Below are 24338 nucleotides of genomic sequence, written 5' to 3' on the forward strand. Positions count from 1 at the left end.
GCGGCCGTTTCAAGTTAGTTGGCGACGCGCACGTTCTTCAGCGGCATGTAGAGCACAGGCGAGGAAGCCCAGTAGCCTTCGACCTCCTGCCGGAAGACGCCCAGCAGCGGCAGCTGGAACAGGAAGCCATGCACCGATTGGTCGGACAGCATCTGCTGGCCCTGCTTGAGCAATTCGTCGCGGGCCTCGGCATCGACCTCAGTCGTGATCTTTTCCCACAGGGCGGTCATCTCGGCATTGTCGTAGCCGTAGAAATAGTCAGGCCCGCGGGCGAAATTGCCCATGTCATTGGGGCTGGTGTGGGCGATGATCGTCATGTCATAGTTCTTTTTCTTGTAGACCTCATCGATCCAGAAGCCCCATTCGACATTCTCAACTTTGGCATCGATCCCAGCCTCGGAAAGTTGGTTCTGGATGATCTCGGCCGAGCGCGTCGCGTAGGGGAAGGGCGGCACGCGCAGGGTCATGGTGGCGCCGGCCACGCCTGCCGCCTCAAACATTTCCTCGGCCTTGGCGCTGTCATGCGGATAGGCGTCCGTCAGGTCGACATAGGCGGTGCCATGCGGCGGGTAGAAGCTGCCGATGGGAACGGCTTGGCCATACATCGCGCCCTCAATGATCTCGGCGCGGTCGATGGCGGTGGCCACGGCGCGGCGCACCTCGACATTGTCGAAGGGTGGTTTCGCGTTGTTCATGGCGAGGATCACTTCGCCCTCGGTCGAGCCGACGTTGACGCGGAAGCGCGGATCGGCTTCGAACTGCGGCAGCAGTTCCGGCGCGGGGAATCCGGGGAAGGCGTCAAGCTCTTCGGCCATCATCGCAGCGGTCGCGGCAGCGGGGTCAGAGATGAAGCGAAAGACCACCTTGTCGAGTGCCACATCAGCCGCATCGCGGTGATCGGTGTTCTTGACCAACGTCAGGCGGTCGCCCCTTGTCCAACTGTCGAACTTGAAGGGGCCGGAGCCGACCGGGTTGGCGTTGTTGCCCTCGGCGCTTTCGGCGGCCACGATGGCGCTGTCGCCCTGCCCCATGTTGAAGAGGAAAAAGGCGTCTTTGCCCGAAAGCGTGATCTCGACCGTCTGCGAGTCGACCGCTTTGACGCTCTCGATCGGCTCGAAGATGTCCTTGGAGGGATTCACGCTGTCTTCGCCCATGGCCCGCTCGAAGGAATAGACCACATCCTCGGCGTCGAGCGTGCTGCCATCGTGGAAGGTCACGCCTTCGGCCAAGGTGAACGTATAGGTCAGCCCGTCTTCAGACACCTCCCAAGAGGCCGCGAGGTTGGGCTGCACCTCGCCGTTTTCCGCCACGGTGGTCAGCGATTCAAAGACGTTTTGCGTCATCATGCTGTCGATGGAGGCGGTCGCATCCGCCGTCGGGTCAAGCGACGTGGGCTCCTGCTGCATGCCGATGACAAGCTCGGCAGCGGCAGAGACCGAGGCCATCAGGCCAAAGGCCAGCGTCAGCGCAGGAAGGGTTTTGGTAAGGGGCAAATGAGACATGGGGCAGCACTCCTGTGGGGAGGGGCGTGTTCGGCCCTGCCGCGCGCCCCTTTGCGACAGATTGCGCCGGGCGGGGGCGTTCGGTCAACGGCTTTGGCGCAAAACAAGAAAACTTCATGCAATTGCAATAATATGGCGGATTTTACCGAGTGGCCTCGACAGCGGAAAGGGACCGGGGGATCGGCCCTTTTGTGCGGCAGTCGTCGGTGCTAGCCTCCGCGCAGAGAGGGCAGATTATGGATATTTCTACGGCAGGTTTCGATTGCATTGTCATTGGCGCGGGCATCGCGGGCGCTTCTGTCGCTGCTGAACTGTCCAGCGACCGCCGGGTGCTGCTGTTGGAACGAGAAAGCCAGCCGGGCTATCACACCACGGGCCGCTCTGCCGCCCTGTTTACCGTGACCTATGGGCCGGAGGTGATCCGCGCCCTTTCCCGCGCTTCTGCCGCTTTCTTTCACACCCCCGCCAGCCCCCATCTGGAGCATCCGCTGCTGGAACCACGCGGCGCGGTGTTCGTCGCGCGGCAGGATCAGAAGGCGGCGCTGGCGCGCACCGCCGAGGAACTGGGGCCCCATGTCACCCCGCTGACCGGGGCCGAAATCGAGACACTCGTGCCGCTGCTGCGCAAGGGCTATGCCAGCGCCGGGCTGCGCGATGCTTCGGCGGCCGATATCGACGTGAACGGGCTGCATCAGCATTACCTCAAGACCTTCCGCGCCGCGGGCGGTGTCTTGCAAACCAAGGCCGAGGTGCGGGCGCTTCGCAAAGAAGGGGCTGGCAGGTCGACACGAACCAAGGCACCTTCCACGCGCCGGTCATCGTCAATGCCGCAGGGGCTTGGGCCGATGAGATCGCCACGCTGGCAGGGCTTGCGCCTGCGGGTCTCACCCCGAAACGCCGCACCGCGCTGACGGTGGCACCGCCCGATGGCATGGAACCGGACCGTTGGCCGATGGTGGTGGATATCGATGAGCAGTTCTACCTCAAGGCCGATGCGGGCAAGCTGCTGATTTCACCTGCGGACGCCACGCCCTCGCCCCCTTGTGACGCCCAGCCCGAGGAATTGGATATCGCGATCTGTATCGACCGGATCGAAACCGCATTCGACCTTCACCGCCCCCGCATTGAAAGCCGGTGGGCAGGGCTGCGCAGTTTCCTGGCCGACGGTGACCCGGTGGCGGGCTATGATCCCGAGGGGGAGGGGTTCTTCTGGCTGGCGGGGCAAGGCGGTTATGGCATTCAAACCGCGCCCGCTCTGGCCCGCGCTGCCGCCGCTCTGGTGCGGGGAGAAGATATCCCCGGCGACATTGCCGCCGAGGGTGTCACTGCAAAGGCGCTTGCACGAAGGCGTCCGGGGCTGGCTTAGCCGCCCATCCCGGCGTCAGCTTCGATCTGCTTGCGCGACTTGCGTGCGCGTTCGGTGGCCGATTTCAACTGACCACAGGCCGCCATAATGTCTTCGCCACGGGGCTTGCGCACGGGCGAGGCATAGCCCGCGTTATAGACGATATCGGCAAAGGCGCGGATGCGATTGTTGGACGACCGCTCATAGGGCGAACCGGGCCATTCGTTGAAGGGAATGAGGTTGATTTTGGCCGGGATGCCCTTAATCAACTCGACCAAGCGATGCGCGTCTTCGTCGCTGTCGTTCACGCCCTTCAGCATCACATATTCAAACGTGATCCGCTCGGAGTTGCTGACCTTGGGATAGGCGCGTAGGGCGTCGAGCAGTTCTTCGATGTTCCAACGCTTGTTGATCGGCACCAGCTTGTTGCGCACCTCATCGGTGGTGGCGTGGAAAGACACGGCAAGTTGGCAGCCGATTTCGGCGGCGGTGCGGTGGATCTCGGGCACAACGCCGGAGGTCGAGAGCGTAATGCGGCGGCGCGAAAGCTGAATGCCCTCAGGGTCCATCGCGATCTTCATCGCGTCGCGCACGTTCTCAAAATTGTACAGCGGCTCGCCCATACCCATCAGCACGATATTGCTCAAAAGACGGGCCTCTTCGGTCCGAGTGCCAGTCTCGGGCCATTCATCCAGATCATCGCGCGCCACCATGACCTGACCGATAATCTCAGCAGCGGTAAGATTACGCACCAGTTTCTGCGTGCCCGTGTGGCAGAAGGAACAGGTCAGCGTGCAGCCCACTTGGCTGGACACACAAAGCGTGCCGCGGCCCTCTTCAGGGATATAGACCACCTCAACTTCATGACCGCCTGCGATCCGCACCAGATACTTTCGCGTGCCGTCTTCGCTTTCCTGCCGGGTCACAACCTCAGGCACTTCGATCACAAATTTCTCTGCCAGTTCAGCGCGGTAGCCTTTGGCGAGGTTGGTCATGGAGTCGAAATCACGCACACCCCACTGATAAATCCACTGCCAGATTTGCCCCACACGCATCTTTGCCTGTTTCTCAGGCGTGCCGTTTGCGATCAACACGTCACGCATGGCGTCACGGGTCAGACCGACAAGGTTAATCGGCCCCTCGGGCAACTTGCGGGGAAGGGTCATCACGTCTTGGGTGATGGGCGCGGAAGCGGACATTGCAAAGACTCACAGGCTAGGGATGGGTCTCTATATAGGGAATGACGCGATTTGCAAAAGGGTTTGGCTGCCCGCGCTTTTAAGGTCAACCTTAATAGGTCTTCTTGCTCATCCGCAATTCACCGGTCGCCAGAACCGGCGCGGCATCCAGACTGTCTACATTCAGCATCGCCGCCACACGCTCCAACGAAGACACCAACTGCGCCTGCTCCCAATCGGCGAGATCGGCAAAGGCGCGGACGTAGCGCTGTTGCAACGCATCGGGGGCTTCCTCCAACACATCCTCACCTTGGGTGGTCAGGGTGATGTTGGTTTGCCGACGGTCCTGCGCCGAGGGCTGCCGCGAGACCAAACTGCGCGCCACCAACTTATCGACCAACGCGGTTACGGTCGCTTGGCTCACGCCCATCTGATTGGCGAGGGTCTTGGCTGTGGGGTCTTTCTTCTCTCCGACGATCTGCAAAACCCGCAGTTGCGCCGGGGTTACCCCTGCGGCCTGCGCCAAATCGCGGGCATAGAGTTCGGTAGCGCGCAAAATGCGGCGTAAAGCGATCAGACTCTCGTCGACCCGGTCGGGATGTTTTTGCGTCATGGTGCATCATTGCACAATGGGGACGATTTCAGCAATCGCTCTCAACTGCCCTGAACGCTTAGTATAGCTAAGCGAAACGCCTCAATTTCGTTAGCCTTACGAAACAAATATGCACATGAGCATGGCGCTGAAACAACGCTATAAGCGTATTTTGAGGTATTTTGCTTTGAATGTTGAAGTATGACCGCACATGCCCTACTTAGCTTATCGAAACAATAAGGGAGCCCCGAACGGATGCAGAATGAACTCGACATGAAAAAAGCCCGCACACCCAAACTGCGCAAGCCCAATGCCGAGGACGGAGCTGCCATTTGGCAGTTGATTCGCGACTGCAAGCCGCTCGACGAGAACTCGCTTTACGCGAACCTGATCCAGGCCGACCACTTCCGCGACACTTGTGTTGTGGCTGAGATGGACGGTGACATCGTTGGATGGATCTCCGGCCATATGATCCCTGCACAAGACGCCTTCTTTGTCTGGCAGGTTGCCGTTAGCACCAAGGCCCGTGGCCTTGGTCTGGGTAAGACCATGCTGATGGAACTCGTGAACCGCGATGAAACTGAGGACGCCAAAACCCTCAAGACTACGATCACCCGGGACAATGACGCCTCCTGGGGGCTGTTCCGCAGCTTTGCGAACCACGTCGGCGGCGACCTTTCGGATGCGCCCCACTTTACCAAAGACGCCCATTTCGATGGCGCGCACGACACCGAACATATGGTGACGATCACGCTGCCCGAGACTGCGCCGCTAAAACGCGCCGCGTAAACCGCAGCTGACAATTCACACGACAGACTCTCTTGAAGAGAAAGGATATTCCTATGCCCAAAGACATGGCACAGAACACAACGATCTTTACCCGCCGCGAGAGCGAAGCACGCTCCTATTGCCGTGGCATGAACGCCGTTTTCACCCGCGCCAGCGGGTCGGAGATGTTCGACGGCGAAGGCAACCGCTACATCGATTTCCTCGCCGGTTGCTCCTCGTTGAACTATGGCCACAACGACCCTGACATGAAGGCCGCGCTGGTGGAGCACATCACCAATGACGGCATCGCCCACGGTCTCGACTTTCACAGCAACACCAAGGCGGCGTTCCTGAACGCCTATGAGGAAAACATCCTCAAGCCGCGCGGCATGGACTACAAAGTCATGATGACCGGCCCGACCGGCACCAACGCCGTTGAGGCTGCGATCAAGCTTGCACGCAAGGTGACGGGGCGCACGAATGTGATCTCCTTCACCAACGGTTTCCATGGCATGACCATGGGCGCGCTGGCACTGACCGGCAACAAAGGCAAACGCAGCGGTGCGGGCGGTGGCTCGCTGGCCGACGTGACGCATATGCCGTTCGAGGGATCGCTCGGTGAAGACGTTGATACGCTGGCGATGATAGATGCGATGTTGTCGAACCCGTCGTCGGGCATCGACGCGCCTGCGGCATTCATCTTTGAGCCGATCCAAGGCGAAGGCGGTCTGAACGCGGCCTCCGACGCATGGATGCAGGGCATCGAGAAAATCGCCCGCAAGCATGGCGCGCTGCTGATCATCGACGACATTCAGGCGGGCTGTGGCCGTTCGGGCAGCTTCTTCTCGTTTGAGGCGTCCGGCATCAAGCCCGACATGGTGACCCAAGCGAAATCGCTTTCCGGTTTCGGTTTGCCCTTCGCAGCCCTGCTGATCGCGCCTGAGCATGACATCTGGAAGCCCGCTGAGCACAACGGCACCTTCCGTGGCAACACCCACGCCTTCGTCACCGCCCGCGTCGCGATTGAGAAGTTCTGGTCCGACGATCAGTTCGAAAAGTCGCTGGCCGAAAAAGCCATGGTGCTGACCACCGCACTCAATGACGTGGCCGAACTGGTCGACGGCGCCACGCTGAAAGGCCGCGGTCTGATGCAAGGTGTCGATGTAGGTTCTGGCGAACTGGCTAGCGCAATCTGCGCGCGTGCCTATGAATTGGGCCTCGTGATCGAAACATCGGGCGCGCACGACGAAATCGTTAAATATCTCGCCCCGCTCACCACGTCGCAGGAGGTTATGCGCGAAGGGTTTGATATCCTTTTGCAGGCCACCCGTGACGTGACTGGAAACCTGAAAATGGCAGCGGAGTAACTGACATGATTGTACGCGATTTTAATAAACTTCAGAACACCGACCGCCACGTTGGTGATGCAAAATGGACCTCGACCCGGCTGCTGCTGGCCGATGATGGGATGGGCTTTTCCTTCCACATCACCGTGCTGGAAGCGGGCTCTGAGCATACGTTCCATTACAAGCATCACTTCGAAAGCGTCTATTGCATGAAGGGTAAGGGCTCGATCACCGATCTCGCTACTGGCGAGACTCATGAGATCACCCCCGGCGTGATGTATGCGCTGAACCTGAACGACAAACACATCCTGCGCGCAGAGGAAGAACTGCACATGGCGTGCTGCTTCAACCCGCCTGTCACGGGCAAGGAAGTACACCGTGAAGACGGCTCCTATGCGCCTGCCGAGGAGGTAGCGTAAGTTATATGGCCCAACCGTCCCACACTGTCGAAAAAATCGGAGGGACATCCATGTCCCGCGTGAACCAGCTCAAGGATACGCTCTTTGTCGGTGACCGTAAGGGCGCGGACATCTACGGGCGCGTCTTCGTGGTCTCCGCCTTTGGCGGGATCACGAACCTGCTGCTGGAGCATAAAAAATCCGGCGAGCCGGGCGTCTATGCGCATCTTGCCAACGCCAGCAATGATCACGGCTGGCACGAAGCGCTGACCCGCGTGTCCGCAGAGATGCAGCGCGTGCACCGCGAAGTGCTGGAGCATCCCGGTGACATTGAGCAGGCCGACGCCTTTGTGTCCGAGCGCACCCACGGCGCCCGCAACTGCTTGATCGATCTGCAGCGTCTGTGCGCCTACGGCCACTTCCGCCTGTCGGAACACATGTTGCAGATCCGCGAGCTGCTGTCCGGTCTGGGCGAGGCGCATTCCGCTTTCGTCACCACAATCATGCTGCAACGCGCTGGTGTGAACGCCCGTTTCGTTGACCTGTCCGGTTGGCGCGATGAGGGCAATGTCACGCTGGATGAGCGCATCGCGCAGGCGATGGAGGGCATCGACCCGCATACGGAAATGCCCATCGTCACTGGCTATGCGCAATGCGCCGAAGGGCTGATGCGTGAGTTTGACCGCGGTTATTCAGAGGTGACCTTCTCCAAGCTCGCTGCCCTGACGGGCGCGCGTGAGGCGATCATTCACAAGGAATTCCACCTGTCGTCCTGCGATCCGAAACTGGTCGGCGAACATGCCGTCAAAAAGATCGGGCGCACGAACTATGACGTGGCGGATCAGCTGTCGAACATGGGGATGGAGGCGATCCACCCCAAGGCAGCCAAGACCCTGCGTCAGGCCGATGTGCCGCTGCGCGTGACCAACGCCTTTGAGCCCGAAGACCCCGGCACGCTGATCGACGACCGCAAAGCAGAAACGCCTGCGGTGGAGATCGTCACGGGTTTGGACATTGTCGCGTTTGAGCTGTTCGAACAGGACATGGTCGGCGTGAAAGGCTACGACACCGCGATTCTCGACGTGCTGACACGGCACAATGTACGGATCGTCTCGAAGGTGTCGAACGCCAATACGATCACGCACTACCTTGATGCGTCGCTCAAGACGATGCGCCGGGTTGAGAAGGATCTGGCACAGATCTATTCCGCTGCCGAGATCACGACGAAAACGCTGTCGATGGCCTCGGTCATCGGGCGTGACCTGAACGGGCTGTCGGTGCTGCAACGCGGTCTGGTGGCCATTGCCGAGGCCGGTCAGACGGCAATCGGTGCGAGCCAAGGGCCGCGCAACGTCGACGTGCAGTTCATCGTCGAGCGCGAGAGCCTGCAGCCGGTGATCAAAGCGCTGCACGGCGCGTTCATCGAGGAAGAGGCTGCGACACCGCTTTCGCGGGCGGCCTGACGCTGACATAGCTGATGCACTATGAGCCGCGGCTTCCGAAAGGAGGCCGCGGCTTTTTCATGTGAGGGCCATCGCCTGCCTGCGGGTCGGCGATCCAACATACTTTCGATACCACTTTGTAGCTCAACCATGATGTGCGCCCGCGAAGTCACACCCAGCCTCACTAAATCGCTACCCGGTCGCACCATAGGTGCGCCCATCAAATTCTGGCACGCCTTTGGCGTGACGGGCGGGCAGGCGATGGCCCGGCGCCAGCGGCTATCCCAGGCCCGGGTGGCAACCTAGACCCGCAAACGAAAACGGCCCCGCAATTGCGAGGCCGTTCTTAAAAACATTCTGGCGGTTATCAACCGCCGCAGCGCTTCGCCGCATCTTCGACCGCCGCGGTAAAGCCCAGCAGCGAGAATGTGTCCTTGGTCTGCGTCCCGCGCGAGGACCGCGCTGTCAGCGTCGCATCCGCGCCGCGCTTCATTGCCGCGATGATCTTAGCATCATCCGCCGTGGTTGCCGGCCAGGCCCACTCGCCTTCGGTGAACAGCTCGAACTCATTGCCGGAAATGTTCATATTGACCGTCGATCCCGAGGCAAAAGGATACCCGCCGGTGAAGGCGACCTGACCCTTGGCCTCAGCCGAGGGGCGGTAGAATACCATCAGCAATGTCTGACCCCGGTTCACCGCCACCACACGCCCATCGCGCGTGTTGACGACTTCCTTGGGCGTTGAAACGCCCCAGCATTCTGTCGGGTTATCTTCTACAAAGACGCTCCAGTCGGTCTTGGCAGCCACCCGGTTGGTGCTCTGCTCCTGCGCCACAGCGCTGCTTGCCACAAGGGCGAGCGCCCCAAGTGCAAGACCACATGTCTTCATCATTCCCATCTGTCCAGCCTCCAGCCGTCCTTGACCTCAACACGTCCACAGACCCCGTCCGGGCAACCTTGGGCGGGTTGCTCTCTTGCGGGTGTCTGCTATCTGTTCGACACCAACCACAATAACGGCAAACGCGCGACCGACGAAACCCTGATTGGCAGGATTTCGCCCAGAAACAGGATGAACCTCATGACCAAAGCAGCCCCATTTGCGGAAATCTGGCGCGGACCCTTTCTGGAAAGCTTTCATTCCGGTCATGCCGTGATCTGCGATGCGAGCGGCCAGATCGTTGAAGCATGGGGCGATCCGGAAAAGGTGATCCTGCCGCGTTCGTCTTCCAAGATGATCCAAGCGCTGCCGCTGATCAATTCCGGCGCGGCCGACAAAGCGGGACTGAGCACCGAACAGCTGGCCCTCGCCTGTGCCTCGCACCAAGGTGCCGCCATCCACACCGACCGGGTGGGCGTATGGCTCGACACGCTGGGGCTGAGTGACGACGACTTCCGCTGCGGCGCGCAAGAACCCAATGACCGCGACGCGATGGAGGGGCTGATCCGCGCGCATGAGAAACCCTGCCAGATCCACAACAACTGCTCAGGCAAACACGCGGGATTCCTCACGCTGAACAAGCACCTCGGCGGGGGGCGGATTACGAAAAGCCCGATCACGCGGTGCAAAAAGCCTGCCTTGAAGCGTTTGAAACGGTCACCCAAGAAACCTCGCCCGGCTATGGCATCGACGGCTGTTCGGCCCCCAACCCGGCCTGCACCCTGCACGGCATGGCCCGCGCGATGGCCCATTTCGCCGCCGCCCCCGAAGGCTCTGCCGAGGCGCGCCTGCACAAAGCCATGCGCCTGCACCCCGAACTGGTCGCCGGCGAAGGCCGCGCCTGCACCGAATTGATGCGGGCAATGGACGGTAAGGTCGCGCTGAAAACCGGGGCCGAAGGCTTCTTCATCGCGATCTGGCCCGAGCGCAAGCTGGGCATCGCGCTCAAAGCCGCCTGCGGCACCACTCGCGCCGCCGAATGCGCGATCACCGCGCTGTTGGTCAAATTGGGGGCGCTGGACGCCAGTCACCCGGCGGCGATCAAGCGGATGAACACGCCGATCACCAACTGGCGTGGGCTAGAAACCGGGATGCTGAAACCAGCGGCGGGACTGCTGTAAGACTATCGCACTGCCACTTTGCTCTGACGAAGCGGCAGTGCCACGCGGGCAGTCTCAGCCCGCAAATTCGGCACGCGCATAGCCCTGTACGAACAGCAGCGCGGTCAAATCGCCAAAATTGATCCGGATGTCGCATTCCGCCGCGACAGAAGGCTTTGCATGCAGCGCCACGCCCATGCCAGCCCGCCCCAACATGCCCAGATCATTGGCCCCGTCGCCCACGGCAATGACCTGATCCTCAGTAATCCCCAGCTTCGCGGTGATCTCTTCCAGCGCGGCGACTTTGGCCTCGCGCCCCAAGATCGGCAGGCCCACATCGCCGGTCAGCGCGGCCCCATCGACCAGCAGCGTATTGGCGCGGTTCTCATCAAAGCCCAGCATCTCGGCCACTTTGGCAGTAAAGGCAGTGAACCCGCCCGAAACCAACGCGGCATAGCCGCCGTTGGCCTTCATCGTGCCCACCAAGGCACCGCCGCCGGGCATCAGGGTGATCCGCTCGGCCAAAACCTTGTCGATGACAGCGGCCTCCAGCCCTTTCAACAGACCGACACGTTCGCGCAGCGCGCCGTCGAAGTCCAACTCACCGTTCATGGCGCGGGCGGTGATCTCTTTCACATGCGCGCCAACGCCTGCTTCTTCGGCCAATTCGTCGATGCATTCCTGCTGGATCATCGTGCTGTCCATATCGGCCAGCAGCATCTTCTTGCGGCGGCCTTCGCTGGGCACGATCACCAGATCGACGCCCATGGACTGGCAGCTTTCCCAAACATCCCAACGGTTTTCCGGCGTCTGGGCCAGCGAGAACTCCGCCGCCTCATCCGGGGCCAGCCAAAGCGCGTCGCCCCCGCCCCAAGCGTTGCGCAGGCTTTCAACCAGCGCCGCATCGAGGGAGGGGTTGGAGGGGAGGTCAACAAGATTGCCGTGAACATAAGTTTCCGATCCGCATCATTCGCGCCGCGCAAAGCGACATGACCGGCGTCCTAGCGCCATTTTGCGACTTGCGCCAGTCCAGCCTCCCCGCGTATGCCGACAAGTGGGACACCCTTCCCCAACGAAGGGCGATTATCTGAGAGGGTAGCATAAATGGCTATTACACAACCGGCATCGCGCCCGGACACGAAACCTGTTGCCGTACCGGCAAATCCGCGTTTCTCTTCCGGCCCCTGCGCCAAAATCCCCACATTCGATCTGACCAAGCTGGCGGACGCACCATTGGGCCGCAGCCACCGTGCCGCACCCGGCAAGGCCAAACTGCTTGAGGCAATCGAGACCACCCGCGAGGTGCTGGGCGTGCCTGCGGATTACCGCATCGGCATCGTGCCCGCCTCTGACACCGGCGCATTCGAGATGGCCATGTGGTCGCTCTTGGGCGAACGCCCAGCTGAGATGGTCGCATGGGAATCCTTCGGCGCAGGCTGGGTCACCGATGTGGTCAAACAGCTGAAAATTGAAGCGCAGGTTCACACCGCCGAATACGGCGAGATCGTAGACATGGCCGCGCTGAACTATGACAACGACGTCTGCTTCACATGGAACGGCACCACCTCCGGCGTGCGCATGGCGAACGGCGACGCGATCCCTGCGGACCGCGCGGGTCTGACGCTCTGCGATGCCACCTCGGCGGCCTTCGCGATGGACCTGCCCTGGGACAAGCTGGATGTGACGACCTTCTCTTGGCAGAAGGTGCTGGGCGGCGAAGCGGCGCATGGCATGCTGATCCTCAGCCCTCGCGCAGTTGAGCGGCTGGAAAGCTACACCCCCGCATGGCCCCTGCCGAAAATCTTCCGCCTGACCAAAGGCGGCAAGCTGAACGAGGGCATCTTTAAGGGTGAGACGATCAACACGCCCTCCATGCTCTGCGTCGAAGATTACCTGCTGGCACTTGACTGGGCGAAATCCGTGGGCGGCCTCAAGGGGCTGATCGCACGGGCCGATGCCAATACGGCGGCCATCGCCGAATTCGTGGAGGCGCATGACTGGATCGACTTCCTCGCCACCGATCCGGCGACACGTTCCAACACCTCGGTCTGCCTCAAGTTCACTGATGACCGCATTCAGGACGGTGCAGCCTTTGCCAAAGCCGTGGCGAAACGGCTTGCGGACGAGGGTGCGGCGCTCGACATTGGCGCCTACCGCGATGCCCCTCCGGGCCTGCGCATCTGGTGCGGCGGCACGGTTGAAACGGCTGATATCGATGCGATGCTGCCGTGGCTCGAATGGGCCTTTGAAGCCGAAATCAACGCCTAAAGCATTCCGGCGGGCGCGTGATCCCACGCGCCGCCCCTGCCCCCATATTTTTGAAAAGGACCACAAAAATGGCTCCCAAAGTACTCATCTCCGACAGCCTGTCGGAAGCCGCCGTTCAAATCTTTCGCGACCGTGGCATCGACGTTGATTTCCAGCCCGATCTGGGCAAGGACAAAGACAAACTGGCCGAAGTTATCGGCAACTATGACGGCCTCGCGATCCGCTCCGCCACCAAGGTGACGGAAAAGATCCTCGCCAACGCGCCGAACCTCAAGGTGGTCGGCCGCGCGGGCATCGGCACCGACAATATCGACAAGGAAGCCGCGTCGAAACAGGGTGTGATCGTGATGAACACGCCCTTCGGCAACATGATCACCACTGCTGAACATGCCATCGCGATGATGTTCGCCGTGGCACGTCAAATCCCCGAAGCGTCGGCCTCCACCCACGCGGGCAAATGGGAAAAGTCTAAGTTTATGGGCGTCGAGCTCACCGGCAAGACGCTGGGCGTCATCGGCGCGGGCAACATCGGCGGCATCGTTTGCGACCGCGCGCGGGGCCTCAAGATGAAAGTCGTGGCCTATGACCCCTTCTTGGGCGAGGAAAAGGCCGAGAAGATGGGTGTCGAAAAGGTCGAGTTGGACGAGCTGCTGACTCGCGCCGATTTCATCACCCTCCATGTTCCCTTCACCGAGCAGACGGCGAATATCCTCAGCCGCGAGAACCTTGAAAAGACCAAGCCCGGCGTGCGTATCATCAACTGTGCCCGCGGCGGTCTGGTTGACGAAGAAGCACTCGCCGACCTGCTGAAATCCGGCCATGTGGCGGGCGCGGGTTTCGATGTCTTCGCCGAGGAACCAGCCAAGGAGAACCCGCTGTTCAACCTGCCCAACGTGGTCTGCACGCCGCACCTTGGTGCCGCGACCACCGAAGCGCAGGAAAACGTGGCGCTGCAAGTGGCCGAGCAGATGTCGGACTACCTGCTGACGGGCGCCGTGACCAACGCGCTGAACATGCCATCGGTCACCGCCGAAGAAGCCAAAGTCATGGGCCCATGGGTCAAGCTGGCTGGTCACCTCGGCGCGTTCATCGGCCAGATGACCGACGAGCCGATCAAAGCGATCAACATCCTTTATGACGGCTCCGTCGCACAGATGAACCTCAAGGCGCTGAACTGCGGCGTCGTGGCGGGCATCATGAAACGCGCCAACCCGGATGTGAACATGGTTTCCGCCCCCGTGGTCGCCCGCGAAAAGGGCATTCAGATCAGCACCACCAACCAAGACAAATCCGGCGTCTTCGACGGCTATGTCAAAGTGACCGTGGTGACCGAAAAGCGCGAGCGCTCCATCGCGGGCACCGTGTTCTCGGACGGCAAGCCGCGCTTTATCCAGATCAAAGGCATCACCATCGACGCCGAGATCGGGGAGCACATGCTCTACACAACCAACGAAGACGTGCCGGGCATCATCGGCACCTTGGGCCAGACCATGGGCGAAAACGGCGTGAACATCGCCAACTTCACCTTGGGCCGCCACACCGCCAAGGGCGAGGCGATTGCCCTGCTCTATGTCGACGATCAGGTGCCAGAAACCGTGATCGGCAAGCTGCGCGACACCGGCATGTTCCGGCAGATCAAGCCGCTGCAATTCGACGTGGCCTGAGACCTCCCCCTGCACAAACTTAAAGCGCCCCCTCGCGGGGCGCTTTTGCTTTCGGGCGCATCCTTTGACTGAGCCTTTCCTTCGCGGTGGCTTTGCGGCATCACGAGGGGGTGCAGAAGGATAGGAACGAATATGCCCAGCCCCATCTACGCCATCGGAGACATCCACGGTTACGCCGCCGAGCTTGAGCGCGTGTTAACCTTGATCGAAGAAGACGGCGGGCCGGACGCGCGCATCGTCTTCCTTGGCGATTACACCGACCGCGGCCCCGACAGCAAAGCGGTGATCGAACGGCTGGCACAGGGCAAGGCCGAGGGCCGCAACTGGACCTTCCTCATGGGCAATCATGACCGCATGTTCAGCTGGTTCATGGAGGATTTCCCCCGCCATGATCCGCTCTTGCTCGTTGAACTTAACTGGCTGAACCCGCGTTTGGGCGGCGACACGACGCTTGGCTCTTACGGTGTACCCGTCAGCGGCCGCGACCGGATGTCAGAGGTGCACGAGAAAGCCCGCGAAGCGGTGCCGCAGGCGCATGTGGACTTCCTGAAAACCCTCGCCCTGTCGCATCAGACACCCGACCTGTTCTTTGCCCATGCGGGCATCCGCCCCGAAGTGCCGCTGGACGCGCAGCGCGAGGATGATCTGCTGTGGATCCGCAAGGAGTTTCACGAATTCACCGCGCCCCATCCCAAGCTGGTCGTCCACGGCCACACGCCGGTGGACAGCGCCATGCATTACGGCAACCGGGTGAACCTCGACACCGGCGCGGGCTACGGCAAACCGCTTTGTGCGGCGGTGTTCGAGGGGATGAGGTTTGGGTGCTGACCCAGCAGGGGCGCAATCGCCTGCGCCCCTGAGTGGCTTAGCTCCAGTCAAGCACGACCTTGCCCGACTGGCCCGATTTCATCGCGGCAAAGCCCTGCTCGAAATCATCGACCCCGAAGCGATGGGTGATGATGGCAGAGACATCGAGCCCGTTCTCCAGCATGGCGATCATCTTGTACCAGGTCTCGAAAATCTCGCGGCCATAGACGCCCTTGATGGTGATCGCCTTGAAAACGATACGGCTCCAATCCACCGGCGATTTGCCCGGCGGGATGCCCAGCATCGCGATGCGCCCGCCCATGGTCATGGCCTCAACCATCTGATCCAGCGCCTGCTGGTTGCCCGACATTTCAAGGCCCACGTCAAAGCCCTGTTTCATCTTCAGCCGGGGGATCACGTCGGCCAAATCCTCTTCGGCCACGTTCACTGTCACCACGTCGGCGACCTTTTCCGCCAGCGCCAGCCTGTCGGGGTTCACATCCGTGATCACCACATGCCGCGCGCCGACATGCCGCGCCACCGCCGCCGCCATGATGCCGATGGGCCCCGCGCCAGTGATCAACACATCCTCACCCACCAGATCAAAACTTAACGCTGTGTGCACCGCATTGCCCAAGGGATCGAGGATCGCGCCGATGTCGTCTGAAATCTCATCCGGCAGCGGCACCACGTTAAAGGCGGGCAGCCGCAGATATTGCGCAAAGGCCCCCTGTTCGTTTACCCCGATGCCCCGCGTCGCGGGATCAAGGTGGAACTTCCCCGCACGGCTTTGGCGTGACTGTTTGCCAATCAGATGCCCCTCGCCCGAGCAACGCTGCCCGATCTCAAGGCCTTCGACATTGCGGCCCAACTCGACGATCTCGCCCGCGAACTCATGGCCCGTGATCAGCCCCACCGGCACCGTCCCGGCAGCCCAATCGTCCCAGTTCCAGATGTGGATATCGGTGCCACAGATTCCGGTCTTGTTGATCTTGATCAGCACGTCCTCGGGGCCGATCTCGGGCACTGGCGCATGGGTCATCCACAGCCCCTCGCGGGGGTGCAGCTTGGCCAGCGCTTTCATTTCATTCGTGGTCATTCGATCACCCCACAGGCTTTGCCCGCGACTTCGAATGCCGTCAACGCGCGGTCAAGTTGCTCGCGGGTCAGTGCCGCGTTCATCTGCGTGCGGATGCGCGCCTGACCGCGCGGCACCACCGGGAAGAAGAAGCCCGAGACATAGACCCCCTCCTCGAAAAGCCGTGCGGCCATGTCCTGCGCCAACTGCGCCTCGCCCAGCATGACGGGCACGATGGGGTGTTCACCGGGCAGCAGGTCAAAGCCCAACTTCTCCAGCCCCGCGCGCCAGTATTTCGTATTCTCGAAAAGGCGTGCACGCAGATCATCGCCGTCTTCGACCAGTTCCAGCGCCCGGATGCCGGCGCGCACGATCGACGACGGCAGGGAGTTGGAAAACAGATAGGGCCGCGCGCGCTGGCGCAGTAGGTCGATCACCGGCTGCGGCCCTGCGATATAGCCGCCGATGGCCCCACCAAGCGCCTTGCCCAGCGTGCCGGTCACGATGTCGACCTTGACCCCGTGATGCGCGGGCGTGCCTGCACCCTTCGGCCCCATGAAGCCGGTGGAATGGCAGTCATCGACCATCACCAGCGCCTCATATTTCTCGGCCAGTGCGGTGATCTCGGGCAGGTTCGCCAGATAGCCGTCCATGGAGAAGACCCCGTCGGTCGCGATCATGATGAACCGCGCGCCATCCTCGCGGGCCTGCTTCAGCTTGGCCTCAAGATCCGCCATGTCGCTGTTGGCATAGCGGTAGCGTTTCGCCTTGCACAGACGAATGCCGTCGATGATCGAGGCATGGTTCAGTGCGTCTGAAATCACCGCGTCCTCCGGCCCCAGCAGCGGCTCGAACAGCCCGCCGTTGGCGTCGAAACAGGCGGCGAAGAGGATCGAATCGTCATGCCCGAGAAAGCCCGCCAGCTTCTGCTCCAACTCGCGGTGGATGTCCTGCGTGCCGCAGATAAAGCGGACCGAGGCCATGCCGAATCCTTTCTCGTCCATCGCCTCTTTGGCGGTGGCGATCAACTCGGGATGATCGGCGAGGCCGAGATAGTTGTTGGCGCAGAGGTTGATGACCTCGCGGTCACCCACCGCGATCTCACCGCCCTGCGGGGTGGTGATGAGCCGCTCGCGCTTCATCATGCCCTCGGCGTCGATCTCGGCTAGGGTGTCGGTGACATGGGATAGAAATGCTTGGGTCATGAGGCTCTCCTTTTCAGGGAGCATCTACCATAACGGAGGCCGTTCCGAAATAGAGGATTTCCGAAATGGCGGATTTATTCCGATATACCGGAGATCAGGCGTCTTGCACCACCAAAAAGGCACGCACCGGCCCAGCGGTCGCGCGGATCGCATGGGGCACGTCGGCGGCATAGCGGGCCGTGTCTCCGGCCTGCAACTGCTCTGTCCCCACACCGCTGGTCACTTCGACTGCCCCCTCGAAAACGCTCAGATGCTCGCGCGCGCCGCGGGTATGCGGCGCACTGTCGAGCATGCCACCTTCGGCGATGAGCAGTTCGTAAACCTCGTGATGCCCGGCCTCTTCGGGCGGGGACAAGATGCGGATCCGGCAGCCTGACCCAAGGTTGCTGATCGTCGGCACGGCGGCGCTGCGCAGCACTTCGATCTGAGCCTCTGTCGGCGCACCATCCAAAAGCCCGGCGAAATCCACCTGCAAGGCGCGCGTGAGGTTCCACAGCGTGGCGATCGTAGGGCTCGATTCGCCGCGCTCGATCTGGCTCACCATGGAGCGCGACACGCCCGAAAGCTTGGCCACCGCATCAAGCGAAAGCCCCTGCCCCTGTCGTGCCGCTTTCAAGCGGGCGGGCAGCTGTGTCAGGATCTTGTCTGTGTTGTCCGTCATGACGGATATGTCGCGCGGCGCCCCGCCCCTGTCAAGCCGCGCTTTGACGGGACGTTTCCACTGACTTTGCCCCGCCCCCGGCCCATAGTGCTGGCAACGACCAAAGGAGAGTTTCATGTCAGACGATATCGTCATCCTGAGCGGTGCGCGCAGCGCCATCGGCACTTTCGGCGGCAGCCTTGCCGGCACCCCACCCACCAAGCTTGGCAGCACCGTCGCGGCAGCGGCGATGGAGCGTGCGGGCGTCAGCCCTGACCAGATCGGCCATGTGGTGTTTGGCACCGTCATCAACACCGAGCCGCGCGACATGTACCTCAGCCGCGTCGCCGCGCGCGATGCGGGCGTGCCGGATGAAGTGCCCGCGATGAACGTGAACCGCCTGTGCGGTTCGGGCGTGCAGGCGCTGGTCTCGGCGACCCAAAGCCTGATGCTGGGCGATGCGGATTTCGCCCTTGCTGGCGGAGCCGAGAGCATGTCGCGCGCGCCTTACATTCTGCCCGATGCCCGCTGGGGCCAGAAAATGGGCGATGTTCGCAGCCTCGACATGCTTTTGGGCACGCTGAACTGCCCCTTCGGCACCGGCCACATGGGGGTCACGGCCGAGAATGTCGCGGATGAACATACCATCACCCGCGAGGAGATGGACGCCTTTGCCCTGCAAAGCCAAGAACGCGCAGCGGCGGCCATCGCGGCGGGGCATTTCAAGGATCAAATCGTGCCGGTCGACGTAAAGGTCAAGCGCGACATGGTGCCCTTTGACACCGATGAACACCCCAAGGCCACCACGGCCGAGGCACTGGCCGGGCTGCGCCCCGTATTCCAGAAGGACGGGCGCGTCACAGCGGGCAATGCCAGCGGTATCAACGACGGTGCCGCGGCGCTGGTGCTGGCCCGCGCCGGGGCAGCCGAGGCCGCCGGGCTCACGCCCCGTGCGCGCATCCTTGGCTACGCCCATGCCGGTGTGCGCCCCGAAGTCATGGGCATCGGCCCGGTTCCCGCTGTCCGCCGCCTGCTGGAGCGCACCGGCCTGAAGGCCGATGATTTCGATGTGATCGAAAGCAACGAGGCCTTCGCCAGCCAAGCGCTGGCGGTGAGCAAGGAGTTGGGATTCGACCCGGCAAAAGTGAACCCCAACGGCGGGGCCATCGCCCTTGGCCACCCGGTCGGCGCGACCGGGGCGATCATCACCGTGAAAGCGCTTTATGAGTTGGAGCGGATTGGCGGCAAGCGCGCGTTGATCACCATGTGCATCGGCGGCGGGCAAGGCATCGCCATGGCCATCGAACGTATTGCCTGAATGGCGGGGCCTCCGCGGCCCCCTGCCCTAAAGCAGCGCGCCGATCAGGGCGATTGTGGTGGCCCCGGCAATGCCGGACATCACCGCAGTCGCCGCGATGTAGCGCCAGAACCGCGGGCGGCGCTCTGGCTGCTCCTCGGCCTGACGGTTCAGCGCCTGTTCGACCAGCCCCGGCAAACGCGGACCAAAGCGGGCCATGACCATCGCCGTGTCGCGCAGATCAGAAACGATCGCGCGCGGCCCTAGCGACTTGGTGATGTAATCGGTCACAATCGGGCTCGCGACTTCCCAGATGTTGATATGCGGGTTGAGCGAGCGGGCCACGCCCTCGACCACGACCATCGTGCGTTGCAGCAAGATCAGCTCGGTCCGGGTTTCCATGCCGAAACGCTCAGTCACTTCAAAGAGGTAGGTCAGCAGCCGCGCCATGGAGATGCGGGTGGCATCCATGCCGAAAATCGGCTCGCCCACCGCGCGCAGGGCGCGGGCGAATTCATCGACATCCTTGTCGGCAGGCACATAACCCGCCTCAAAATGCACCTTGGCCACGCGCTCGTAATCGCGGCGGATAAAGCCATAGAGGATCTCGGCATAGACGCGGCGGGTATAGCTGTCGATATGACCCATGATGCCGAAGTCATAGGCGATGATATCGCCATTGGCCGCGACCTTGAGGTTGCCTTGGTGCATGTCGGCGTGAAAATAACCGTCGCGCAGGGCGTGTTGCAAAAAGAGTTGCAGCACCCGTTCCGACAGCCCTACCCGGTCGTGACCCGCCGCATCCAGCGCGGCGTTGTCGCCCAGCGGCAGACCATCGGCCCAGCCCAGCGTCATCACGCGGCGGCCCGAATAATTCCATTTGATCTCAGGCAGTTGAAATCCGGTGTCATCTTTGGTGTTGGCGGCAAACTCCGACGCGGCAGAGCTTTCCAGCCGCAGGTCCAACTCCCCCGCACAACGCCGTCGAAATGCTCGATCACCTCCATCGGGCGCAAGCGGCGCGATCCGGGAGAGAAGATTTCGGCCATGCGGGCGGCAAGATAGAAAGCGTCGATGTCCTTGCGGAAGGCTTTTTCGATGCCGGGGCGCAGGACTTTGACGGCGACCTCTTCGCCGGTCTCGGCCAGTCGTGCATGGTGGACCTGCGCGATAGAGGCCGCGGCGACGGGTTCGCTGAACTCAGAGAAAATCGCGCTGACCGGCTCACCCAACTCCTGCTCGACCGCCCTGCGGGCCAGCGCCGTGTCAAAAGGCGGCAGCTTGTCTTGCAAGACACGCAGTTGCACAGCCAGATCATCCCCAACCACGTCGGGCCGGGTCGAAAGCACCTGACCGAATTTGATGTAGGCCGGGCCAAGCGCGGTCAGCGCGCGGGTGGCGGGCGGCATGGTCGGGTCGCCTTTGTAGCCCAGCCATTTGAACGGCAGGCCAAGCGCGCGGGCCACGAAACGCAGCGCCGGGGAAGCATCGAAAGCATCCAGCACCACATTCATCGCGCCCGCGCGTTCCAACGTCGCGCCGGTGCGGATCAGCCGCCAAATGTTGTGAGGTCCGCGCATCAGAGTTTCCAGCCCGAATGCAGCGCCGCGATGCCCATGCTCAGGTTGCGGTATTTGGCCTGCCCGAAACCGGCCGTGCGTACCATCGACAGAAACGTTTCCTGATCGGGGAAATTGCGGATCGATTCGACCAGATACTGATAGCTGTCGCGGTCGCCCGCGATGGCCTGCCCCATGCGCGGGATCACGTTGAAACTGTAAAGGTCATAGGCTTTTTGCATCGCCGGGTTGGGCAGCTGGCTGAACTCTAACACCATCAGACGGCCACCGGGGCGCAGCACGCGGTACGCTTCGTTCAGCGCCTCTTGGGGGCGGGTCACGTTCCGGATGCCAAAGCTGATTGTATAGACATCAAAGGTGTTGTCGGGAAACGGCAGTGACATGGCATCGCCCACCACCCAATCAAGGCTGCCGGTCAGGCTGTCGGCCTCGGCGCGTTTGCGGCCTTCGACCAACATCGGCTCGGTGAGGTCGAGCACCGTCGCATGACCGTGGCCCGCGCGGCCCAGAAACTTGAACGACACATCGCCCGTGCCACCCGCCACATCCAGCAACTTCTGACCGGGGCGCGGGGCGAGCCAATCCATCATCGCTTCTTTCCAGACGCGGTGGATGCCCATGCTCATCACATCGTTCATGATGTCGTATTTGCTGGCGACGGAGTTGAACACACCCTGCACCCGACCTGCTTTTTCATGCTCGGGTACGGTCTCGAACCCGAAATGGGTGGTTTTGTCGGCGTCCTGGGTCATCTGCTCTTGCGATCCTCTGGTTCAGTCCCTTGTTATAGGGTGCCGTAGGCTGGGGACAATGCGTGCCTTTTGTCACAGGCAAGCCAGAGGGGAAACCGAGATGCCGGAACTGCCAGAGGTCGAAACCGTCCGCCGGGGGCTGGCCCCCGCGATGGAGGGGCAAGTGATCGCCCGGGCCGAGGTCAACCGCCCCGATCTGCGCTGGCCCTTCCCCGAACGGATGGCAGAGCGGCTGACTGGGCAGCGGGTCGGGCTGCTGCGACGACGGTCGAAATACATCCTCGCCGATCTGGAGGGTGGGGAATCGCTGTTGGTGCATTTGGGCATGTCCGGGCGGATGCTCGTCTCGGGCGACCCGTTGGGACAGTTTCAGCACAACCACCCCGCCCCGGAGAAACATGACCACGTCGTGTTGCATATGGGTAACGGTGCGCGGATCACCTTTAACGACCCGCGCCGTTTTGGCGCGATGGATCTGATGCCCACGGCGGGGGCCGAAACGCATAAACTGCTGGCCTCGCTCGGGCCGGAACCCTTGGGCAATGACTTTCACGAAGCGCATCTGGTGGCCGCGCTGAAAGGGCGCAACACACCGATCAAATCCGCCTTGCTGGATCAGCGGGTCGTGGCGGGTTTGGGAAATATCTACGTCTGCGAAGCACTTTACCGCGCAGGGATTCACCCCGCCCGCAAGGCCGGGCGCATCTCGACCACGCGGATCGCCGGGCTGGTGCCGATCATCCGCGAGGTGCTGGCCGATGCCATCACGGCGGGGGATCCTCGCTCAAGGACTTCCGGCAGGCGGACGGCGAATTGGGCTATTTCCAGCACAGCTTCGATGTCTACGGACGAGAGGGCAACCCTGCCGCCGACCGGGCTGCGACGGCACCATTGGGCGCATCGTACAAAGCGGACGGTCTTCCTTCTATTGTCCGCGCTGCCAAAGATAACTTGAAACATGGGGGTGCCGTGGTATGCACATTCCCCTGAGCGCAACAACAAAGAGCATTCTTGATGGCTTACGAAACGATCACCGTGGACGTGGACAACCATGTGGCCCTGATCACCCTCAACCGCCCGGATGCGCTGAACGCGCTCAACGACGCGTTGCTGGGTGAATTGGCCAAAGCGCTGAAAGGCGCACAGGAAAACGACAAGGTGCGTTGCATCGTCATCACCGGGTCGGAAAAGGCATTCGCTGCCGGGGCCGACATCGCGATGATGCGCGATCAAAGCTTTGTTGACGTCTTCATGGGTGATCTCTTCACGCCCGAGACCGATCAAATCCTGCGCGTGCGCAAGCCGATCATCGCAGCCGTGTCGGGCTATGCCTTGGGCGGTGGCTGCGAATTGGCGATGATGTGCGATTTCATCATCTGTTCGGAAAGCGCCAAGTTCGGCCAGCCTGAGATCAACCTTGGTGTCGTGGCAGGCATCGGCGGCACCCAGCGTCTGACGCGCCTTGTGGGCAAGTCCAAAGCGATGGACATGAACCTGACGGGCCGTTTCATGGATGCCGAAGAAGCCGAACGCTCGGGCCTTGTGTCGCGCGTTGTGCCGGTCAAAAAGCTGATGGAAGAAGCCATGGCCGCCGCTGGCAAGATTGCCGAAAAATCCATGATCTCGGCCACCGTGGTCAAGGAATGCGTGAACCGCGCCTATGAGGTGCCGCTGAGCGAAGGCCTTTTGTTCGAGCGCCGCATGTTCCATTCGCTGTTCAACACCGAAGACCAGAAAGAAGGCATGTCGGCCTTTCTTGAAAAGCGCGAAGCGCAGTTCCGCGACAAATAAGCGATTCCAGTGGCGCGGCTTGCATTGCCGCGCCTGCTGTCTTATAGGCAGCCCCAATACATGCGCGTGCAGCCCGCTCTGGCTAGAATCACCTGCCCTTTTGGGGCCCGGATTTCCGGTAGGGTTGGCGTCACGCATTGCTACGCAACAAAATGAACCCGAAGGCTGATACTCATGGCAAACACAACACAATCCGCAAAGCGCGCACGTCAAAACGAGAAACGTTTTGCGATCAATAAAGCCCGTCGTTCGCGCATCCGCACCTACCTGCGCAAAGTCGAAGAGGCGATCACCTCCGGTGATAAAGAAGCCGCAACCGCCGCTTTGAAAGTCGCCCAGCCCGAGCTGATGCGCGGCGTCACCAAAGGCGTTTTCCACAAAAACACCGCTTCGCGCAAAATGTCGCGTCTGTCCGCACGGGTCAAAGCACTGGGTTAATACGGCTCCACAGCCAACCCTTTGAAAGACAAGAGGCGCCGCATTGCGGCGCCTTTTTCGTGCGGGTGCAGCGAAAAAAACACGCCAGAGATTCTTTTCAGGCAATCTCTGAGTCAAGATGGAAGATATGTTGAAGCGGACCGGAAACACTTGCTACCAAAGGTCCAGCGATTCATTTCGCTTGGGGGGACAGGCCCTGAACAAGGTGTC

General features: G+C 61.6%; 18 protein-coding genes and 5 pseudogenes. 13 read left to right on the forward strand and 10 right to left on the reverse strand.

Annotated elements, in window-relative coordinates:
* Positions 1-14 precede the first annotated feature (14 nt).
* Positions 15-1502 (reverse strand): ABC transporter substrate-binding protein, encoded by a 1488-nt coding sequence (locus ACFQAU_RS07445; RefSeq protein ID WP_132443908.1) that lies wholly within the window; start codon positions 1500-1502, stop codon positions 15-17.
* A 236-nt stretch (positions 1503-1738) separates the two neighbouring features.
* Between ACFQAU_RS07445 and ACFQAU_RS07450 the strand changes: the two are divergent.
* Positions 1739-2868, forward strand: a pseudogene (locus ACFQAU_RS07450) (NAD(P)/FAD-dependent oxidoreductase).
* Here the strand turns inward: ACFQAU_RS07450 and rlmN are convergent.
* Positions 2865-4046 carry a dual-specificity RNA methyltransferase RlmN gene (gene rlmN / locus ACFQAU_RS07455; RefSeq protein WP_067625034.1) on the reverse strand — a complete coding sequence of 394 codons (1182 nt, stop codon included), beginning with the start codon at positions 4044-4046 and terminating at the stop codon, positions 2865-2867. The pseudogene ACFQAU_RS07450 and the gene rlmN sit on opposite strands and share 4 nt — an antisense overlap.
* 91 nt (positions 4047-4137) lie before the next feature.
* The gene (locus ACFQAU_RS07460; protein WP_120352082.1) at positions 4138-4638 is read right to left on the reverse strand and encodes a MarR family winged helix-turn-helix transcriptional regulator; all 501 of its coding nucleotides are present in this window, start codon (positions 4636-4638) and stop codon (positions 4138-4140) included.
* A gap of 234 nt (positions 4639-4872) precedes the next feature.
* Between ACFQAU_RS07460 and ectA the strand changes: the two genes are divergently transcribed.
* Genes ectA through ACFQAU_RS07480 form a run of 4 tightly spaced genes read left to right on the forward strand, consistent with a single transcriptional unit; the run spans position 4873 to position 8592 of the window.
* Positions 4873-5406, forward strand: coding sequence for a diaminobutyrate acetyltransferase (ectA, locus tag ACFQAU_RS07465; protein ID WP_132443910.1), 534 nt, complete (start codon positions 4873-4875; stop codon positions 5404-5406).
* Between the two features lie 53 nt (positions 5407-5459).
* Positions 5460-6752, forward strand: coding sequence for a diaminobutyrate--2-oxoglutarate transaminase (ectB, locus tag ACFQAU_RS07470; RefSeq protein WP_132443911.1), 1293 nt, complete (start codon positions 5460-5462; stop codon positions 6750-6752).
* A gap of 5 nt (positions 6753-6757) precedes the next feature.
* Positions 6758-7150, forward strand: coding sequence for an ectoine synthase (locus tag ACFQAU_RS07475; protein ID WP_007118313.1), 393 nt, complete (start codon positions 6758-6760; stop codon positions 7148-7150).
* Between the two features lie 5 nt (positions 7151-7155).
* Positions 7156-8592, forward strand: a complete 1437-nt coding sequence (locus ACFQAU_RS07480; protein WP_132443912.1) for an aspartate kinase — start codon at positions 7156-7158, stop codon at positions 8590-8592.
* A gap of 346 nt (positions 8593-8938) precedes the next feature.
* On the opposite strand, the gene ACFQAU_RS07485 is transcribed toward ACFQAU_RS07480, so the two are convergent.
* Positions 8939-9469, reverse strand: coding sequence for an invasion associated locus B family protein (locus ACFQAU_RS07485; RefSeq protein ID WP_120352087.1), 531 nt, complete (start codon positions 9467-9469; stop codon positions 8939-8941).
* Between the two features lie 180 nt (positions 9470-9649).
* On the opposite strand from ACFQAU_RS07485, the pseudogene ACFQAU_RS07490 reads away from it, so the two are divergent.
* Positions 9650-10629: pseudogene (locus ACFQAU_RS07490) on the forward strand (asparaginase).
* Positions 10630-10683: 54 nt separating this feature from the next.
* Here ACFQAU_RS07490 and serB read toward each other — a convergent pair.
* Positions 10684-11558: pseudogene (serB, locus tag ACFQAU_RS07495) on the reverse strand (phosphoserine phosphatase SerB).
* Between the two features lie 154 nt (positions 11559-11712).
* Between serB and ACFQAU_RS07500 the strand changes: the two are divergent.
* The 3 genes from ACFQAU_RS07500 (at position 11713) to ACFQAU_RS07510 (ending at position 15368) form a co-directional block, all read left to right on the forward strand.
* Positions 11713-12876, forward strand: coding sequence for a phosphoserine transaminase (locus ACFQAU_RS07500; protein ID WP_132443914.1), 1164 nt, complete (start codon positions 11713-11715; stop codon positions 12874-12876).
* Positions 12877-12944: 68 nt separating this feature from the next.
* Positions 12945-14540: a phosphoglycerate dehydrogenase gene (gene serA / locus ACFQAU_RS07505; RefSeq protein ID WP_067622990.1), complete on the forward strand. Its 1596-nt coding sequence runs from the start codon at positions 12945-12947 to the stop codon at positions 14538-14540.
* 132 nt (positions 14541-14672) lie between these two features.
* On the forward strand, positions 14673-15368 hold the full coding sequence (locus ACFQAU_RS07510; RefSeq protein ID WP_386281480.1) for a metallophosphoesterase family protein: 696 nt from the start codon (positions 14673-14675) through the stop codon (positions 15366-15368).
* Between the two features lie 37 nt (positions 15369-15405).
* Here the strand turns inward: ACFQAU_RS07510 and tdh are convergent, their stop codons facing one another.
* The 3 genes from tdh to ACFQAU_RS07525 form a co-directional block, all read right to left on the reverse strand.
* Positions 15406-16446: an L-threonine 3-dehydrogenase gene (gene tdh, locus ACFQAU_RS07515; RefSeq protein WP_132443916.1), complete on the reverse strand. Its 1041-nt coding sequence runs from the start codon at positions 16444-16446 to the stop codon at positions 15406-15408.
* On the reverse strand, positions 16443-17630 hold the full coding sequence (locus ACFQAU_RS07520) for a glycine C-acetyltransferase (protein ID WP_132443917.1): 1188 nt from the start codon (positions 17628-17630) through the stop codon (positions 16443-16445). Before ACFQAU_RS07520 ends, tdh begins: the two co-directional genes overlap by 4 nt.
* Before the next feature lie 94 nt (positions 17631-17724).
* Positions 17725-18291 carry a helix-turn-helix domain-containing protein gene (locus tag ACFQAU_RS07525; RefSeq protein ID WP_132443918.1) on the reverse strand — a complete coding sequence of 189 codons (567 nt, stop codon included), beginning with the start codon at positions 18289-18291 and terminating at the stop codon, positions 17725-17727.
* 115 nt (positions 18292-18406) lie between these two features.
* Here ACFQAU_RS07525 and ACFQAU_RS07530 point away from each other — a divergent pair, with 115 nt between their 5' ends.
* Positions 18407-19588 carry an acetyl-CoA C-acyltransferase family protein gene (locus ACFQAU_RS07530; protein ID WP_120352095.1) on the forward strand — a complete coding sequence of 394 codons (1182 nt, stop codon included), beginning with the start codon at positions 18407-18409 and terminating at the stop codon, positions 19586-19588.
* Between the two features lie 27 nt (positions 19589-19615).
* Here ACFQAU_RS07530 and ubiB read toward each other — a convergent pair.
* Together ubiB and ubiE are read right to left on the reverse strand one after the other, a co-directional pair.
* Positions 19616-21147: pseudogene (gene ubiB / locus ACFQAU_RS07535) on the reverse strand (2-polyprenylphenol 6-hydroxylase).
* Complete coding sequence (ubiE, locus tag ACFQAU_RS07540) at positions 21147-21899, reverse strand: bifunctional demethylmenaquinone methyltransferase/2-methoxy-6-polyprenyl-1,4-benzoquinol methylase UbiE (RefSeq protein ID WP_132443920.1); 753 nt, start codon at positions 21897-21899, stop codon at positions 21147-21149. The pseudogene ubiB and the gene ubiE overlap by 1 nt, the downstream one beginning before the upstream one ends.
* 100 nt (positions 21900-21999) lie before the next feature.
* On the opposite strand from ubiE, the pseudogene mutM reads away from it, so the two are divergent.
* The 3 genes and pseudogenes from mutM (at position 22000) to rpsT (ending at position 24128) form a co-directional block, all read left to right on the forward strand.
* A pseudogene (gene mutM / locus ACFQAU_RS07545) lies at positions 22000-22849 on the forward strand (bifunctional DNA-formamidopyrimidine glycosylase/DNA-(apurinic or apyrimidinic site) lyase).
* A 64-nt stretch (positions 22850-22913) separates the two neighbouring features.
* On the forward strand, positions 22914-23690 hold the full coding sequence (locus tag ACFQAU_RS07550) for an enoyl-CoA hydratase (protein WP_067622966.1): 777 nt from the start codon (positions 22914-22916) through the stop codon (positions 23688-23690).
* Positions 23691-23864: 174 nt separating this feature from the next.
* Entirely contained in the window at positions 23865-24128 is a 264-nt protein-coding gene (gene rpsT, locus ACFQAU_RS07555; RefSeq protein ID WP_120352099.1) for a 30S ribosomal protein S20, read from the forward strand.
* Positions 24129-24338: the final 210 nt, after the last annotated feature.

The sequence above is a fragment of the Sulfitobacter profundi genome (genome assembly GCF_042661425.1).
In the GTDB taxonomy this organism is placed as follows: Bacteria; Pseudomonadota; Alphaproteobacteria; order Rhodobacterales; family Rhodobacteraceae; genus Sulfitobacter; species Sulfitobacter profundi.